14 protein-coding genes and 1 pseudogene are annotated in these 16,059 nt (G+C 70.1%); 8 read left to right on the top strand and 7 right to left on the bottom strand.

Annotated features, from left to right (window positions below; translation table 11 throughout):
• Positions 1 to 327 precede the first annotated feature (327 nt).
• From ABT381_RS30640 to ABT381_RS30660, 5 genes are all read right to left on the bottom strand, one after another.
• On the bottom strand, positions 328 to 1,008 hold the full coding sequence (locus ABT381_RS30640) for a response regulator (RefSeq protein WP_351599910.1): 681 nt from the start codon (positions 1,006 to 1,008) through the stop codon (positions 328 to 330).
• Positions 1,005 to 2,276: a sensor histidine kinase gene (locus tag ABT381_RS30645; RefSeq protein WP_351599912.1), complete on the bottom strand. Its 1,272-nt coding sequence runs from the start codon at positions 2,274 to 2,276 to the stop codon at positions 1,005 to 1,007. The genes ABT381_RS30640 and ABT381_RS30645 overlap by 4 nt, the downstream gene beginning before the upstream one ends.
• A gap of 235 nt (positions 2,277 to 2,511) precedes the next feature.
• The gene (locus tag ABT381_RS30650; protein WP_351599914.1) at positions 2,512 to 3,414 is read right to left on the bottom strand and encodes a DUF4429 domain-containing protein; all 903 of its coding nucleotides are present in this window, start codon (positions 3,412 to 3,414) and stop codon (positions 2,512 to 2,514) included.
• A gap of 134 nt (positions 3,415 to 3,548) precedes the next feature.
• A complete protein-coding gene (locus ABT381_RS30655; RefSeq protein ID WP_351599916.1) occupies positions 3,549 to 4,763 on the bottom strand; it encodes an alpha/beta hydrolase in 1,215 nt (404 codons plus the stop codon).
• A gap of 145 nt (positions 4,764 to 4,908) precedes the next feature.
• Positions 4,909 to 5,574: a TetR/AcrR family transcriptional regulator gene (locus ABT381_RS30660; protein ID WP_351599918.1), complete on the bottom strand. Its 666-nt coding sequence runs from the start codon at positions 5,572 to 5,574 to the stop codon at positions 4,909 to 4,911.
• A gap of 114 nt (positions 5,575 to 5,688) precedes the next feature.
• Between ABT381_RS30660 and ABT381_RS30665 the strand changes: the two genes are divergently transcribed.
• Both ABT381_RS30665 and ABT381_RS30670 read left to right on the top strand, forming a co-directional pair.
• A complete protein-coding gene (locus tag ABT381_RS30665) occupies positions 5,689 to 7,290 on the top strand; it encodes an MFS transporter (protein ID WP_351599920.1) in 1,602 nt (533 codons plus the stop codon).
• 155 nt (positions 7,291 to 7,445) lie between these two features.
• Positions 7,446 to 7,802: a peptidase inhibitor family I36 protein gene (locus ABT381_RS30670; RefSeq protein ID WP_351599922.1), complete on the top strand. Its 357-nt coding sequence runs from the start codon at positions 7,446 to 7,448 to the stop codon at positions 7,800 to 7,802.
• Between the two features lie 64 nt (positions 7,803 to 7,866).
• Here the strand turns inward: ABT381_RS30670 and aceE are convergent, their stop codons facing one another.
• A complete protein-coding gene (aceE, locus tag ABT381_RS30675) occupies positions 7,867 to 10,599 on the bottom strand; it encodes a pyruvate dehydrogenase (acetyl-transferring), homodimeric type (RefSeq protein ID WP_351599923.1) in 2,733 nt (910 codons plus the stop codon).
• A gap of 526 nt (positions 10,600 to 11,125) precedes the next feature.
• Between aceE and ABT381_RS30680 the strand changes: the two genes are divergently transcribed.
• The 6 genes from ABT381_RS30680 to ABT381_RS30705 all read left to right on the top strand — a co-directional run bounded on the left by ABT381_RS30680 (position 11,126) and on the right by ABT381_RS30705 (position 15,583).
• The gene (locus ABT381_RS30680) at positions 11,126 to 11,566 is read left to right on the top strand and encodes a DUF3052 domain-containing protein (RefSeq protein ID WP_031055156.1); all 441 of its coding nucleotides are present in this window, start codon (positions 11,126 to 11,128) and stop codon (positions 11,564 to 11,566) included.
• 161 nt (positions 11,567 to 11,727) lie between these two features.
• Positions 11,728 to 12,186 (top strand): peroxiredoxin, encoded by a 459-nt coding sequence (locus tag ABT381_RS30685; protein WP_351599924.1) that lies wholly within the window; start codon positions 11,728 to 11,730, stop codon positions 12,184 to 12,186.
• Between the two features lie 122 nt (positions 12,187 to 12,308).
• Entirely contained in the window at positions 12,309 to 12,884 is a 576-nt protein-coding gene (locus tag ABT381_RS30690; protein WP_351599926.1) for a TerD family protein, read from the top strand.
• 100 nt (positions 12,885 to 12,984) lie between these two features.
• Positions 12,985 to 13,560, top strand: a complete 576-nt coding sequence (locus ABT381_RS30695) for a TerD family protein (RefSeq protein ID WP_351599928.1) — start codon at positions 12,985 to 12,987, stop codon at positions 13,558 to 13,560.
• A gap of 54 nt (positions 13,561 to 13,614) precedes the next feature.
• The gene (locus tag ABT381_RS30700; RefSeq protein ID WP_351599930.1) at positions 13,615 to 14,745 is read left to right on the top strand and encodes a DUF475 domain-containing protein; all 1,131 of its coding nucleotides are present in this window, start codon (positions 13,615 to 13,617) and stop codon (positions 14,743 to 14,745) included.
• A gap of 103 nt (positions 14,746 to 14,848) precedes the next feature.
• Positions 14,849 to 15,583, top strand: a complete 735-nt coding sequence (locus tag ABT381_RS30705; protein ID WP_351599932.1) for a TerD family protein — start codon at positions 14,849 to 14,851, stop codon at positions 15,581 to 15,583.
• A gap of 92 nt (positions 15,584 to 15,675) precedes the next feature.
• On the opposite strand, the pseudogene ABT381_RS30710 reads toward ABT381_RS30705, so the two are convergent.
• Positions 15,676 to 16,059: pseudogene (locus tag ABT381_RS30710) on the bottom strand (hypothetical protein); the annotation flags it as partial.

Below are 16,059 nucleotides of genomic sequence, written 5' to 3' on the forward strand. Positions count from 1 at the left end.
GGCGGCGAGGGCCGCCAGGCCGCGGTGCCGCGGGGCGCGGCGGCGTGCCGGTGCGGGACGGTCGTCCGTTGCGTGGTTGTCCGTCGCGCGTCCGGTGTCCGCGGTACGCGGCGGTGTGCGCAGCGGCATGACGGTGTTCCCCTCTTCCGGTGATCTGGCGGAGGGAAACGTAGGAAGGGGAAGGGTGGTGAGGCGTCACACCATGGGGCCAACTGCCCGGTGATACCGGGGTAGGGGGTGGGGGACGTGGCCGATGGCCGGGCGCGGCACCGTTGTGGCTGAGCGCGCAGTTCCCCGCGCCCCTTACGGGGCGCAGCTCCCCGTTTCTTACGACGTGCCCGGTGTCACCAGGCCCGACTCGTACGCGAAGATCACGGCCTGGGCGCGGTCGCGCAGGTCCAGCTTGGCCAGCACCCGTCCGATGTGGGTCTTCACCGTCTGCTCGGCCAGCACCAGTTCGGCCGCGATCTCCTGGTTGGACAGGCCGCGCGCGATCAGCTCCAGCACCTCGGTCTCGCGCGGGGTGAGGCCGTTCAGACGCAGCGAGGCGCGGTCCTTGCGGGGCGCAGGGCGCTGCCGCGCGAAGTCGGCGATCAGACGGCGGGTCACCGAGGGGGCGAGCAGTGCCTCGCCGGCCGCCACGACCCGTACCGCCGAGATCAGGTCGGCCGGCGGCGCGTCCTTCAGCAGGAAGCCGGACGCGCCGGCGCGCAGCGCTTCGTACACGTAGTCGTCGACGTCGAAGGTGGTGAGCATCAGCACTTTCGGGCGGTGCACGACGCCCGGGGGCGGGGAGAGCAGCTGCCGGGCCGCCTCCAGGCCGTCCATCTCCGGCATCCGGACGTCCATCAGCACCACGTCGGGGTGGCTGCGGCGGCTCAGTTCGACGCCGCGCGCCCCGTCCTCCGCGTCGCCGACGACGTCGATGTCGCTCTGCGCGGCGAGCAGCGCGGCGAAGCCCGCCCGCACCATGGCCTGGTCGTCAACGATGATCACGCGGGTGGTCATGCGCGTGTCGGGTCCTTCCCCGTCGGGGGCTCCGTGAGCGGGAGCCGGGCGGCGACACGGTAACCCCCGTCCGGCAGGGGGCCGGTGTCCAGGGTGCCGTCCAGCAGGCGTACGCGCTCGCGCATGCCGACCAGGCCGTGGCCGGTTCCGGTCGTCTCCAGCGGCGCGGCGGGGCGCGGCGGCGGGCCGTTGACGACCAGGACGGTCAGGCTCGTGCGGTCCGGCGTGACCGAGACGCGGGTGCGCGCGCCGGGCGCGTGCCGTACGACGTTCGACAGCGCCTCCTGCACGATGCGGTACCCCGACAGGCCGACGGCGGGCGGGAGTTCGCCGAGCGCCCGGGAGAGCGTCAATTCCACCGGCACACCCGCGCGTACGGTCCCCTCCACCAGCCGCGACAGCTGGTCCAGGCCCGGCTGCGGCGCCTTCTCGGGGCCGCCGTGCCGCTCGCTCTCCTCGCTGCGCAGCACGCCCAGCAGTCGGCGCATCTCGCCCAGCGACTCGCGTGCGGTCGCGGCGATCGTCCCGAACTCCTCGGCGGCCTCCGGCGGGAGTCCCTGGAGGCGGTACGGCGCGCTGTCCGCCTGCACCGTGATCACCGACATGTGGTGCGCGACGACGTCGTGCAGCTCGCGGGCGATGCGGGTGCGCTCCTCCAGCAGCGTGCGCCGGGCGCGCTCCGCCTCACTGATCGTTTCCTGCTCCGCCAACTGGCGCCGGGCGTCGCCGCGTTCCCGCAGCGCGCCCGCCAGCAGCAGGACCACGCCGGAGAGTACGAAGAGCAGCAGCCAGGTGGCGTCGGAGCGGGCGGGCCGCAGGCCTCCGAAGAGGATGCCGGCGGCGCCGGTGGCGAGCCACACGGCGAGCAGTACGCGGCGCCGCTCGCGCAGCCCGAGGGCGAGCGCCAGGGCGAGGTACCCCACGATGGTGGGCGGCGGCCAGGGCCAGCTGGTGCCCTGGTGGACGGGGATGAGCGCCAGCGCGAAACCGGCGGCGAGGTCGGCCGCGAAGATCACCCACCACGCCTGCAGCGGGCGGACCACCGCCAGCAGCAGCGGGGCGGTCTGGGCGACGCCGAGCGCACCGGCCAGTCCGGCGTTCAAGCCGTAGTCGTCGGTCAGCACGACGATGGTGATGGGCAGCAGCGAGACGGTGAACCCGAAGGCGACGACGTACGGCAGCCATTGCAGCCAGCGGGGCCGGCCCGCGCCGAAGAGCGGCCCGGGGGAGGGGCCGGAGGAGGGGGAGGAAGGGGAGGACGTGGACATCGCCGGATCAGCGTATGCGGGCCGGGTACGCCGGGGCGTCATACCGGAGTCGTCGGTCCGGGGTCATACCTGGGTATCAGGAGCGGCGGTACGAGGGCCGGCCCCGCCGGTCGCACCGGACAGGCCGCCTCGCTGTACGAAGGCCCGCCGCCCTGTCGTACGAAGCGCCGCCCCTCCGCCGTACGGCGGCTCATCACGGCGCCGTACCGAAAGCGGTCACCGCACCGTAGGAGCCCTACAGCTCCGCCAGCAGTTCCGCCTTCTTCGCGCTGAACTCGGCGTCCGTCAGCAGTCCCGCGTCGTGCAGCTCGCCGAGCTGCCGTATGCGGTCGGCGATGTCGGCGGGGCCGCGGTGCGGCTCCAGGGTGCGGCGCTGGGGTGCGGGCGCGGGGGCCGGGCCCGCGGTCCGTACGGCCTGCAGGACGGCCGCGGCGAACGGCAGCGACTCGTGGACCGGGCCGTAGCCGAGGCCGAAGATCACCGAGGCCGGGTCCTGGTCGGCGCCGCCCTGGCCCTCCTCCTCGGTGCCGTGCGCCAGCAGCCGCAGGTAGCCGTTGTGCCACGCGCCGGGCGGCGCGGGCGCCGAGCTGCCGTTCTCCGGGGAGCGCCACACCACGCCGGCCAGCCCGTCGACCGGGAAGCTCTGGTCGCCGGACTTCCACTTCGCGGACGAGGCGCCGGTCCAGAACCAGCGGAACGCCACCGAGCTGCCGTCGAAGGACGCCTTGCCGTCGTACGCCTTGAAGGTCAGCGGCGGCTCCGGGGCCGCCACGAGGTGCTGGTCGGCGGGGCCCGCCGCGTACGGGCCGAGGAGGCCGGTCAGCTGGTCGCGGTAGTACTCGGCCTGCTCGGCGCGGTCGGCGGGGAGCACCAGGCGGTACGGGTCGGCGTCGTCCTTCAGCTGCCCGTCGGCGGCGTCCATCAGCGGGTCGGCGCCCGGCCGGGGCCGGGCATGCAGGACCACCGTCCCGCGCCTGCCCCGCGAGAGCTTCACCGAGCTCAGCGCTTCGTAGGGGATGCGGCGCTCGCCGAGCGCCTGGAACAGCTTGGGCTTGCGGATCCCCCGTTCGAAGCGGATGAGCACGGAGTCCGTGTCGAACTCCCAGACGGCATGAAAACCGGCCAGCACATCACCCATGCGGTTCATCGTAAGCGGCGGGCAGCCCGCCCGTCCCCCTTCCGTACAGCACTGCGCTACGCGCGTCACGCCGTTCCCCGGCCCCGTTGGCGGCTCCGGCCGGCCGCCGGTCCCGTACGGCGCCGGGCCGGCCCTCACGCCAGGTCGGCCGAGCAGTTCCCGTCGTCGGCCGCGCAGCTGACGCCCGCGACCGCGCCGACTCCGACGAGCGCGAAGTTGGACAGGCTCTGCGTCCCCCGGGTGAAGTACCCCGCGTGGCCGTTCGCGCCCGCCGCGGAGAGCACCCGGGAGCCGAACGCCGGGTCCACCGGGTCGGCGCCGTGCCCCAGCCCGCCCAGCTCCAGGTTGGGCACGTCCTGGATCCAGTCGTCGGAGTCCCGCATCGCCCACACCCGGGCGGTGGTGTGCAGCGCGGCGGCGTTCCGGGCGCGCATGCCGGGGCTGCCCGCCACCACGATGTCGCCGACCCGGGAGGGCAGCGCGCGGGCCGCCACCCCGCACACCACGGAGCCGTAGCTGTGGCAGAACAGCGAGACGTCGGCGCCGGTCGGCAGCGCGCCGACCATCGATTCCAGGCGCTGCGCGCCCGCCTGCGCCAGCTGCCCGGCCGCCGCGTCCACGCCGATGCCGGCGGGCGCGGTGTAGTCGGCCCAGGCGATCACTGCGGTACGGGCGTCGGGGCGCACCGCGCGCTCCGCGTCGTACAGCGAGGAGGCCATGCCCACCGGTGCGCTGTCCGCGCGCTTGGTGCGCTCGAAGTTCACCAGATTGGTGTCCACGCCGGGCACCACGACCGAGACCCGGCGGGCGTGCGTGAGGTCGCCGAAGACCTCGGCGGCGCGGCCGCCGGCGGCCGGGTCGAAGGACAGGATCTGCCGCCCCGGCCGCATCATCGAGTCCAGGCGGTGCATGAGCCGGCCGGCGTCCTGGCGCCCCTCCGGCGTCAGCCGTCCGTCGTGCGAGCGCTGCGCGGCCACGTCGCGTGCCCGGTCCATGGCCTTGTGGTTGGCCAGGTAGCGCAGCGAGGCGGGGGCGCCCGCCATGTTGCCGACGGCGAGCGGATAGCGGTCGGCCAGCCGCAGCCGGTCCGCCTTGCGCAGCCCGGCGAAGAACGCCGCGATGCGGTGCGGTCCCGCTGCCGGGTCGGGCAGCCGGTGGCCGTGGAAGGTGCCGCCCGCCCAGGCGGCCCGGGAGCTGCCCAGCGGATCGGTGTCCCCTCTGGTACCTCTGATGCCCGTCCAGCCGGTCACCGCGAGCATCACGAACACCACCACCAGGGCGAGTGCCGCACGCCAGGCGGAGGACTGCAGAAAACCGGGAGGAGCGCCGAGCTCGGAGAAGGAAGTCACCGCGGGACAGCCTAGGAGACGGCGCGCGGTGGCCGTGGATTGGGTGAGTCAACTCACGTTTCAGTGTGGGTCATTAGGGTCACAACGGACACTTCGCGCCCATTTGTCCTGCTCACGAGTGCGGCGAGATGCTCATGTGGTCCCGTTAAGGGGTGGTTTTCCGCCACTGGCCCGCGATTGCCGGAACGATGCCGTCCAGGTGGTTCTCGGTGATCGCGCGGATGGATTCCACGCTGCACTCCCCGGCCTCGCCCCAGAGTCGCCCGGCCAGCCGCATCACGCCGCTGAACGCCGCCACCACGATCCGCGGCCGCGGGTCGGCGTCCACGTCCAGGCCCTCGCGCCGGGCGATGACCGTGGCGATCAGCTCCTCCAGGTCGGAGCTGCGCCGCAGGTGCGCGGCGAGCAGTCCAGGCGTCGACTCGATCATCTGGTACGTCCGCATGTGCAGCTCGACCGGGATGATCGACTCGATCACCTGGCCGAGGTCGTCCCAGGCCAGCAGGACGGCGTTGCGCAGGGCCTCCAGGGGGACCTCGGCGGCCGGCCGGGCCCGCAGTGCCTCCAGGAAGCGCGCCTCCACGATCTCCTGGACGGCGAAGACCACGTCTTCCTTGGTGGTGAAGTACCGGAAGAACGTCCGCTGGGAGACGTCGACCGCCTCGGCGATCTCGTCGATCGTGGTGTGGTCGTACCCCTGCTGGGTGCACAGCTCCAGCGCGGCGCGGATCAGCGCGTCGTGCGTACGCCGCTTCTTCCGCTCGCGCAGTCCGCAGCGCAGTCCCTCACGCGGCGTCACCTCGGCCTTCATGCGCCGCCCTCCTCGATGGATCACTGCTGCTCACGATACCTGTGAGCTAACTGACAGTTACCGACTGATGAAATGCTTTGTCAACTGTCAGTGGCTGACATTATTGTCGGGGACATGAGCTCACAGACCCCGGTAGCCGAGGCGATACCGGACGCACCGACCCCGGAGCCGCGCAGGGGACTGCGTGGCCATCCCTGGCTGACCCTCTTCTCCGTCGCGATCGGCGTGATGATGGTGGCGCTCGACGGCACCATCGTCGCCATCGCCAACCCGGCCATCCAGAAGGACCTCGGCGCCACGCTCGCCGACGTCCAGTGGATCACCAACGGGTACCTCCTCGCGCTGGCCGTCGCGCTGATCACGGCGGGCAAGCTCGGTGACCGCTTCGGCCACCGGCAGACCTTCCTCATCGGCGTGATCGGCTTCGCCCTCGCCTCCGGGGCCATCGGCCTGTCCAGCGAGGTGTCGCTGGTCATCGTCTTCCGCGTACTGCAGGGCCTCTTCGGCGCGCTGCTGATGCCGGCCGCGCTCGGCCTGCTGCGCGCGACCTTCCCTGCCGAGAAGCTCAACATGGCCATCGGCATCTGGGGCATGGTCATCGGCGCGTCCACCGCCGGCGGCCCGATCGTCGGCGGCCTGCTCGTCGAGCACGTCAACTGGCAGTCCGTCTTCTTCATCAACGTGCCCGTCGGCGTCGTGGCCCTCCTCCTCGGCCTGGTCATCCTCAAGGACCACCGCGCGAAGAACGCCCCGCGCTCCTTCGACGTCCCCGGCATCGTGCTGCTGTCCGGCGCGATGTTCTGCCTCATCTGGGCGCTCATCAAGGCCGGCACCTGGGGCTGGGGCGACGGCAAGACCTGGGGCTTCCTGATCGGCTCGATCGTGCTCTTCGCGCTCTTCGCCGTGCTGGAGACCAAGGTCCGCGAGCCGCTCATCCCGCTGCGGATGTTCCGCTCCGTACCGCTCACCGCCGGCACGATCCTGATGGTGCTGATGGCGTTCGCCTTCATGGGCGGACTGTTCTTCGTCACCTTCTACCTGCAGAACGTGCACGGGATGAGCCCGGTGGACAGCGGGCTGCACCTGCTCCCGCTCACCGGCATGATGATCGTCGGCTCGCCGCTCGCCGGCGCCATGATCACCAAGTTCGGGCCGCGGGTGCCGCTGGTCGGCGGCATGGTCCTCACCGCCGTCGCGATGTACGGCATGTCCACGCTGGACACCGGCACCGGTACCGGCGCGATGTCCCTCTGGTTCGCCCTCCTGGGCCTCGGCCTCGCGCCCGTCATGGTTGGTGCCACCGAGGTCATCGTCGGCAACGCGCCCATGGAGCTGTCCGGCGTCGCCGGCGGTCTCCAGCAGGCCGCGATGCAGGTCGGCGGCAGCCTCGGCACGGCTGTACTGGGCGCCGTGATGGCCTCCCGGGTCGACACCAAGCTGCCCGAGAACTGGAACGGCGCACACCTCCCGCCGGTCCCGCAGGCGCAGCTGGACAAGGCCGCCGACGCGGTCGCGGTCGGCATCTCGCCGGTTCCCAAGGGCACCCCCGCGCCGATCGCCGAGAAGATCACCGCGGTCGCCCACGACACCTTCATCTCCGGCATGGGGCTGGCCTTCACGGTCGCCTGCGGTGTCGCCATCGTCGCGGCGGCGGTAGCGGTGTTCACCAAGCGTGGCGCGAATGCCGAGGCGGGCGCCGGCGTCGGCCACATCTGACGCGCCGCCTCGCGCTTCGGAGCGCCGCCTCGCACCACCACCGGGCCCCGTCTTCCCCTATCAGGGTGGACGGGGCCCGGATGCCTTTTCACCGTGTACGCGGACGGGCCACCGTGGCGGCCACCAGAACCGTCATCACACGGGGGTTGATCCGTATGCGTACGACCGTCCTCGCCGCCGCGGTAGGCGCGGCCGCACTGCTCAGCACGCCCTTCGCCGCGCACGCGGCATCCGGCTCCTGTGCCGCCGGGCAGCTCTGTCTCTGGCCGAAGGCCGGTTACGAAGGCCCGCGCGTGACCCACGAGCTCTCCGACACCGACATCGAGAGCTGCGTACCGCTGCCCGACGGCCGCCCCGCGCGCTCCTTCGTGAACCGCACGGGACGGCCCGTGACCACCTTCCAGAGCGCCGAATGCGCCGAGACCGGCGAGTTCGACACGTATCCGGGCGGTGGGACGTACGTCCCGGACGCGCCGTACACGGTGCGTGCCTTCCGGATCGCCGAGCGGTGAAACGCGCCGGGGCCCCCGGACAGTCGTGCTGTCCGGGGGCCCCGCGTGCGCTCAGCAGCCAGTTCTACGCGTCGCCGCCCGCCTCGCCGGCTTCCGCCGCCGTGACGTCCAGCAGCTGGTACCGGTCCACGGCCTTCTTCAGGTCGGAGCGGTCGATCTTGCCTTCCTTGGCGAGCTCGGTGAGCACACCCAGCACGATCGACTGCGCGTCGATGTGGAAGAAGCGGCGGGCCGCGCCACGGGTGTCGGCGAAGCCGAAGCCGTCCGCACCCAGCGACTGGTACGTGCCCGGCACCCAGCGCGCGATCTGGTCCGGAACCGCACGCATCCAGTCGGACACGGCCACGAACGGACCCTCGGAGTCGGCGAGCTTCCGCGTCACGTACGGGACGCGCTGCTCCTCCTCCGGGTGCAGGAGGTTGTGCTCCTCCACCTCGACGGCCTCGCGGCGCAGCTCGTTCCAGGAGGTCGCCGACCAGACGTCCGCCTTGACGTTCCACTCCTCGGCGAGGATCCGCTGCGCCTCGATGGCCCACGGCACGGCCACGCCGGACGCCATGATCTGCGCCGGGATGCTGCCCGCCGTGCCCGGCCGGAACTTGTGGATGCCCTGGAGGATGCCCTCGACGTCCACGTCCTCCGGCTCGGCCGGGTGCACGATCGGCTCGTTGTAGACCGTGAGGTAGTAGAAGATGTCCTCGCTGTTCTCGCCGTACATGCGGCGCAGACCGTCCCGGACGATGTGCGCGATCTCGAACCCGAAGGCCGGGTCGTAGGCGACGCACGCCGGGTTGGTCGAGGCGAGCAGCTGCGAGTGGCCGTCGGCGTGCTGCAGACCCTCACCGGTCAGGGTCGTACGGCCCGCGGTCGCACCCAGGACGAAACCGCGCGCCAGCTGGTCGGCCATCTGCCAGAACTGGTCGCCGGTCCGCTGGAAACCGAACATCGAGTAGAAGACGTACACCGGGATCAGCGGCTCGCCGTGCGTGGCGTACGCCGAGCCCGCCGCGATCAGCGACGCCGTGCAGCCGGCCTCGGTGATGCCGTCGTGCAGCATCTGGCCGGTCGGCGACTCCTTGTACGCCAGCAGCAGCTCGCGGTCGACCGACTCGTAGATCTGGCCCAGCGGGTTGTAGATCTTGGAGGTCGGGAAGAACGCGTCCATGCCGAACGTGCGGTACTCGTCCGGCGCGATCGGCACGAAGCGCTTGCCGATCTCCTTGTCCCGCATCAGGTCCTTCAGGACGCGGACGAACGCCATGGTCGTGGCGATCTTCTGCTGGCCCGAGCCCTTCTTGGCGGTCGCGTACGCCTTGTCGCCCGGCAGCTCCAGCGGCTTCGCGCGCACGATACGGGTCGGGACGTACCCGCCGTTCGCCTTGCGGCGGTCGTGCATGTACTGGATCTCTTCGGAGTCCCGGCCGGGGTGGTAGTACGGCGGGTTGCCGTTCTCCAGGTCCTTGTCCGGGATCGGCAGGTGCAGCCGGTCGCGGAACATCTTCAGGTCGTCGACCGTCAGCTTCTTCATCTGGTGGGTCGCGTTGCGGCCCTCGAAGTTCGGGCCGAGCGTCCAGCCCTTGACGGTCTGCGCGAGGATCACGGTCGGCTGACCCTTGTGCGCCTTGGCCGCCGCGTACGCCGCGTAGATCTTCTTGTGGTCGTGACCGCCGCGGCCCAGGTGCAGGATCTGGTCGTCGGTCATGTTCTCGACCATCTTGCGCAGCCGGTGGTCGTCACCGAAGAAGTGGTCGCGGATGTACGCACCGGTCTCGGTGGCGTACGTCTGGAACTGGCCGTCCGGCGTGGTGTTCAGCTTGTTGACCAGCACGCCGTCCCGGTCCTGCGCGAGCAGCGGGTCCCAGGAGCGGTCCCAGACCAGCTTGATCACGTTCCAGCCGGCGCCGCGGAACTGCGACTCCAGCTCCTGCATGATCTTGCCGTTGCCGCGGACCGGGCCGTCCAGGCGCTGCAGGTTGCAGTTGACGACGAAGGTGAGGTTGTCCAGGCCCTCGCGCGCGGCGATGGACAGCTGGCCCAGCGACTCCGGCTCGTCCATCTCGCCGTCGCCGAGGAACGCCCACACGTGGCTGTCGGAGGTGTCGGCGATGCCGCGCGCCTCCATGTAGCGGTTCATCCGGGCCTGGTAGATCGCGCCGAGCGGGCCGAGGCCCATCGAGACGGTCGGGAACTCCCAGAAGTCCGGCATCAGCCGCGGGTGCGGGTAGCTGGACAGGCCGTTCGGGGCCTTGGACTTCTCCTGGCGGAAGGCGTCCAGCTGGTCGGAGCTGAGCCGGTCCAGCAGGTAGGCGCGGGCGTAGACGCCGGGGGAGGCGTGGCCCTGGAAGAAGATCTGGTCGCCGCCCTTGCCGTCGTCCTTGCCCCGGAAGAAGTGGTTGAAGCCCACGTCGTACAGGGAGGCGGAGGAGGCGAAGGTGGCGATGTGGCCGCCGACACCGATGCCGGGGCGCTGGGCCCGGGAGACCATGACGGCCGCGTTCCACCGGGTCGCGTTCAGGACCTTGCGCTCGATCTCCTCGTTGCCGGGGAAGAACGGCTCGTCCTTGGTCGCGATGGTGTTGACGTAGTCCGTGCTGCGCATCTCCGGCACGGCCACGCGCTTCTCGCGGGCCCGCTCGATGAGGCGGAGCATGAGGTAGCGGGCACGTTCCCGGCCTCGCTCATCGACGGCTGCGTCGAGCGAGTCGAGCCATTCCTGGGTCTCTTCAGGATCGAAGTCCGGGACCTGGCTGGGAAGGCCGCCAATGATGATCGGGTTGCGATCGGATCCGGAAGCCACGCTGTTCCTTCACTGTTCTGGTCGTGTCGTACTTTGCACGCATGTGAGTCCATGAAGTGCCGAGCACGAGGTCAGATTTCTGTCTCTGCTGGTGTCGCGCCGTCTTCCATCGTGTACCGAGGCACGCGGATACGTCATCTCTACCTGCGGGTAACCGCCCCTCGTAGACGGCTGCCGACAGGCGCGCCCCGGGGGAGACCAAATCGCAACCATACGCCCATGTCGCGCGCCCCCGGCGGCTGGCCGTACGGTTATCGAACACCCGCATGCGGGCTGTCCGTACCCCTCACCGGGCCCGGTCGCGCGCGTGTACCCCATGGGACCGGCACGACGCTGTGGCGTGAATCACCGCAGCACGGGGTAGAAGGGGTCGCAGTTGCGGCGAGACGGCCGTATCCGTCACCGTTTTGGCGGTCTGGAGGGCCGGGTACTTGCGCGATTCGCCCCGCCCGTGTGGACTACGCCCAATGCCCCGCGCACGCGCGAGGTACAAGGCATATCCACAAGACATGACAGGAGGCAATCCGTGAGCGCGACCGCGGACCACGCGGAGGAGCGGACCAACCCGGCCGTCAGGCTGGGGTTCGAGCCCGGACAGGTGGTCCAGGAGATCGGCTACGACGACGACGTCGAGCAGGAGCTCCGTGAAGGCATCGAGGCCGCGATCGGCCAGGAACTTGTCGACGAGGACTACGACGACGTCGCCGATGTCGTCCTGCTCTGGTTCCGGGACGAGGACGGCGACCTGACGGACGCCCTGGTCGACGCCATCGGTCTGATCGACGAAGGTGCCCCGGTTTGGCTGCTGACGCCGAAGACCGGACGCGACGGTTACGTCGAGCCGAGCGACATCAATGAGGCCGCGCAGACTGCGGGTCTGTCCCAGACGAAGAGCATCAACGCGGGCAAGGACTGGAGCGGCAGCCGGCTGGTCACGCCGAAGGCCGCTAAGTCCGGCAAGCGCTGAGCTCTCACGCCGGCACGTCCCCGAGCCCCCTTCCGCAGCCTTCCCCGGCCCCCGTGCCCAGGGAAGGCCGTCCGGAAGGGGGCTCGACGCATATCCGGAAGAGGGTCGCCACGTAGGGTTGGCGGGTATCTGTTCAGCATCTGCGAAGGGAAACAGAACCCATGGCGATCGAGGTCGGCGCGAAGGCTCCGGAGTTCGAGCTGAAGAATCAGCACGGGGAGACCGTCAAGCTCTCCGACTTCCGCGGCGAGAAGAACGTCGTGCTGCTCTTCTACCCCTTCGCCTTCACCGGCGTGTGCACCGGTGAGCTGTGCGCCCTGCGCGACGAACTGCCCAAGTTCGTCAACGACGAGGTGCAGCTGCTCGCCGTTTCGAATGACTCCCCGTTCTCGCTGCGCGTCTTCGCCGAGCAGGAGGGCCTGGAGTACCCCCTGCTGTCGGACTTCTGGCCGCACGGCGAGGCCTCCCGCGCCTACGGCGTCTTCGACGAGGAGAAGGGCTGCGCGGTGCGCGGCACCTTCATCATCGACAAGGAGGGCGTGGTCCGCTGGACGGTCGTCAACGGCCTGCCCGACGCGCGTGACCTGAATGAGTACGCCAAGGCGCTCGACACCCTCTGAGCCGACACCCTCGGTTTCGACAACGCGTCATCGGCGGGAACCGGTCACTAGGATCAATTCGTTGTTCTGATGCCATGCACGACGGGGGCGATTGTGTACCCCTCGAACCTATGGGAGGACTCGTGGGAGTCAGCCTCAGCAAGGGCGGCAACGTCTCGCTGACGAAGGAAGCCCCCAATCTGACCGCGGTCATCGTCGGTCTGGGCTGGGACGCGCGTACCACCACCGGTACCGACTTCGACCTCGACGCCAGCGCTCTGCTGACCAACGACCAGGGCAAGGTCGGGAACGACCAGAACTTCGTGTTCTTCAACAACCTGAAGAGCCCGGACGGGTCGGTCGAGCACACCGGGGACAACATCACCGGTGAGGGCGAGGGCGACGACGAGCAGATCAAGGTGAACCTGGCCGGTGTGCCGGCCGATGTCTCCAAGATCGTGTTCCCGGTGTCGATCTACGACGCCGAGAACCGCCAGCAGAGCTTCGGCCAGGTGCGCAACGCCTTCATCCGCGTGGTGAACCAGGCCGACAACACCGAGCTGGCGCGCTACGACCTGAGCGAGGACGCCTCGACGGAGACCGCCATGGTCTTCGGCGAGCTGTACCGCAACGGCGCGGAGTGGAAGTTCCGGGCCATCGGCCAGGGCTACGCCTCGGGCCTGCGCGGCATCGCGCAGGACTTCGGCGTGAACGTCTGACCGAGGACGCACACCTGCCCGGCGCCGTACGCCCCAAGGGGAGTGCGGCGCCGGGCGCGCTTGAGACCAGAGCACCGACACCGGGGAGGAAGCGAAGAACATGGGCGTCACACTCGCCAAGGGGGGCAATGTCTCCCTCTCGAAGGCCGCACCCAATCTCACCCAGGTCATGGTCGGCCTCGGCTGGGACGCGCGCTCCACGACCGGCGCGCCGTTCGACCTGGACGCCAGCGCCCTGCTGTGCACCAGCGGCCGGGTGCTCGGGGACGAGTACTTCGTCTTCTACAACAACCTCAAGAGCCCGGACGGCTCCGTCGAGCACACCGGGGACAACCTCACCGGTGAGGGCGAGGGCGACGACGAATCGATTCTCGTGGACCTCGCCAAGGTCCCGGCCCAGGTCGACAAGATCGTCTTTCCGGTCTCGATCCACGACGCCGACGCCCGCGGACAGAGCTTCGGGCAGGTCAGCAACGCCTTCATCCGGGTGGTCAACCAGGCCGACGGCAGTGAACTGGCGCGCTACGACCTGAGCGAGGACGCCTCCACGGAGACGGCGATGATCTTCGGCGAGGTTTACCGCTACGGCGGGGAGTGGAAGTTCAGGGCTGTTGGGCAGGGGTACGCGTCGGGTCTGCGCGGCATCGCTCTAGACTTCGGGGTCAACGTTTCGTAAAGCGCCGTCCACCCGTGCGCGGGGGACCCCACACAACGAGGGATTGGGTAGGAAGTGCTCCTGAAAACCTTTGGCTGGTCATTCGCCGTCACGGTGGCGGGCCTGGCCTTGGCCGGCGTGCTCTGGGGGTGGCAGGGGCTCGCGATCGTCGGGATCCTCTCGATCCTGGAGATCTCGCTCTCGTTCGACAACGCCGTCATCAACGCGGGCATCCTGCGGAAGATGAATGCCTTCTGGCAGAAGGTCTTCCTGACCGTCGGCATCCTGATCGCCGTGTTCGGCATGCGGCTGGTCTTCCCGGTCGTCATCGTGGCCATCACGGCCAAGCTGGGCCCGATCGAGGCCGTCGATCTCGCGATCAACAACAAGCCGCAGTACGAACACCTCGTCACCGCCGCACACCCGGCGATCGCCGCCTTCGGCGGCATGTTCCTGCTCATGATCTTCCTCGACTTCATCTTCGAGGAGCGGGACTACAAGTGGCTCTCGTGGATCGAGAAGCCGATGGGCAAGCTGGGCAAGCTCGACACCCTCTCGGTCATCATCGCGCTGGTCGCGCTGCTCGTCACGGCCATGACCGTGGCCACGGACGTGGCGCACGGCGGCGGTGACAAGAGCGCCACAGTGCTGCTCTCCGGCGTCGCGGGCCTGCTCACGTACCTCATCGTCGGCGGCGTCTCCGGCTACTTCGAGGACAAGCTGGAGGATGAGGAGGACGCGGAGGACGGCGAGGAGCGCGCGCCCGCCAAGGCCAAGGGCACCGGCGCGGCCGTGGGCCTGGCCGGCAAGGCCGCGTTCTTCATGTTCCTCTACCTGGAGGTCATCGACGCGTCCTTCTCCTTCGACGGCGTCATCGGCGCCTTCGCCATCACCAACGACATCTTCGAGATGGCGCTGGGTCTGGGCATCGGCGCGATGTACATCCGGTCGCTGACCGTCTACCTCGTCCGCAAGGGCACCCTGGACGACTACGTCTACCTGGAGCACGGCGCGCACTACGCCATCGGCGCGCTGGCGGTGATCCTCCTCATCACCATCAAGTACGAGATCCACGAGGTCATCACGGGTCTCATCGGCGTCCTCCTGATCGCCCTGTCCTTCTTCTCCTCGGTCCGCAAGAACCGTCTGGAAGGCAAGCCGAGCGCGGGGTCGTCCTCGAAGTCCGAGGTCAGCTCGGGGGTGTGACCACGGCCTGATTGAGGAACGCTCTGAGCGGGGCGGCCATGAGGTGGGGTACCTCGGGCCGTCCCGCGGCTGTGTCCGGTGTTGATCGATGGGGTGGGGCGAAGTGTCGTTCTTAGGAAACTGGCGACGCGGCGGAGCGCCGCAGTTCGACAACGGCGGAGCGTCGTACGTCGTCAAACTGACCAAACGCGATCCCGTGGTCTCGCTGACCAAACAGGGCGCCGCCAGCGGTAACCTCCGGGTCAACCTCTCCTGGCAGATGCGCACCACGGACTTCGCGGAGTACGCCGGCAGGCGGCAGAGCCTGTGGCGGCACCCGGGCCGGATCTTCAAGCCCGAAGTGGTGCAGGCGCAGGGCCCGGCGGTCGTGAAGATCGACCTCGACCTGGCGTGCATGTACGAGCTCAAGGACGGCACGAAGGGCGTCGTGCAGCCGCTGGGGAACTTCCTCGGCGAGATCAACAACGCGCCGTACATCCAGCTCAGCGGCGACGACCGGTTCGGCTCGGGGTCGGGCGAGACGCTCTACATCAACCTCGACCACCAGGAGGAGTTCAAGCGCCTGCTGATCTTCGTCTACATCTACGACGGCACCCCGGCCTTCGACCGCACGCACGCCATCATCACGCTCTACCCGAGCAACGGGCCGCGCGTGGAGATCGGGCTGGACGAGCGGGCGCCGCAGGCCCGTTCGTGCGCGGTCTTCATGCTGGAGAACACCAAGGGCGAGCTGACGGTGCGCCGCGAGGTGAGGTACGTCTACGGCTTCCAGGCCGAGCTGGACCGGCTGTACGGCTGGGGCCTGCAGTGGGGGCGCGGCTACAAGAGCCAGGTGTGAGCGCCGGGCGCGCCTGCCGGCACGTGCGGGCAGGCGCGCCCGCCCGCCCGCACGTGACGTGAACGGGCGGCGCGCGCCGTCCCATGAGCGCCTCAGCGGCGCTGGAACTGCGGTCCCTGCGGCGGCAGTACGAGCGGCCCGTGCTCCGGCACCGGCCCGGGGGCCGCTCCGTCGGGCGCGGGCGGCGGGTAGCCGTAGCCGGTGGCCGCCGTCTGCGGCTGCGGATAGCCGTACGCGGGCTGCGCCTGGCCCGGGCCCGGCTGCGGGCCGGGGTAGCCGTACGCGGGCCCCGGGGACTGCTCGGGCGGCCCCGGATAGCCGTACGCGGGCGGACCCGGCGGCATGGCCGGCGGCGGGGGCACGTTCTCCGGGTAGCCGTAGGCGGCAGGGCCGGCCGCCGGAGCGCCGGTGGGCTGCGTCGGCGGCGCGAACGCCGCGGTGCCGACGGGCTCCGTGGCCCCGGCAGCCGGTTCGGG

It is taken from the genome of Streptomyces sp. NPDC000151, from assembly GCF_040301705.1.
In the GTDB taxonomy this organism is placed as follows: Bacteria; Actinomycetota; Actinomycetes; order Streptomycetales; family Streptomycetaceae; genus Streptomyces.

Coding starts and splice junctions, on each gene's coding strand:
- ABT381_RS30695 (WP_351599928.1), top strand. CDS start 12,985: ATGGGCGTCACACTCGCCAAGGGGGGCAATGTCTCCCTCTCGAAGGCC.
- ABT381_RS30685 (WP_351599924.1), top strand. CDS start 11,728: ATGGCGATCGAGGTCGGCGCGAAGGCTCCGGAGTTCGAGCTGAAGAAT.
- ABT381_RS30650 (WP_351599914.1), bottom strand. CDS start 3,414: ATGGGTGATGTGCTGGCCGGTTTTCATGCCGTCTGGGAGTTCGACACG.
- ABT381_RS30660 (WP_351599918.1), bottom strand. CDS start 5,574: ATGAAGGCCGAGGTGACGCCGCGTGAGGGACTGCGCTGCGGACTGCGC.
- ABT381_RS30645 (WP_351599912.1), bottom strand. CDS start 2,276: ATGTCCACGTCCTCCCCTTCCTCCCCCTCCTCCGGCCCCTCCCCCGGG.
- ABT381_RS30670 (WP_351599922.1), top strand. CDS start 7,446: ATGCGTACGACCGTCCTCGCCGCCGCGGTAGGCGCGGCCGCACTGCTC.
- ABT381_RS30665 (WP_351599920.1), top strand. CDS start 5,689: ATGAGCTCACAGACCCCGGTAGCCGAGGCGATACCGGACGCACCGACC.
- ABT381_RS30640 (WP_351599910.1), bottom strand. CDS start 1,008: ATGACCACCCGCGTGATCATCGTTGACGACCAGGCCATGGTGCGGGCG.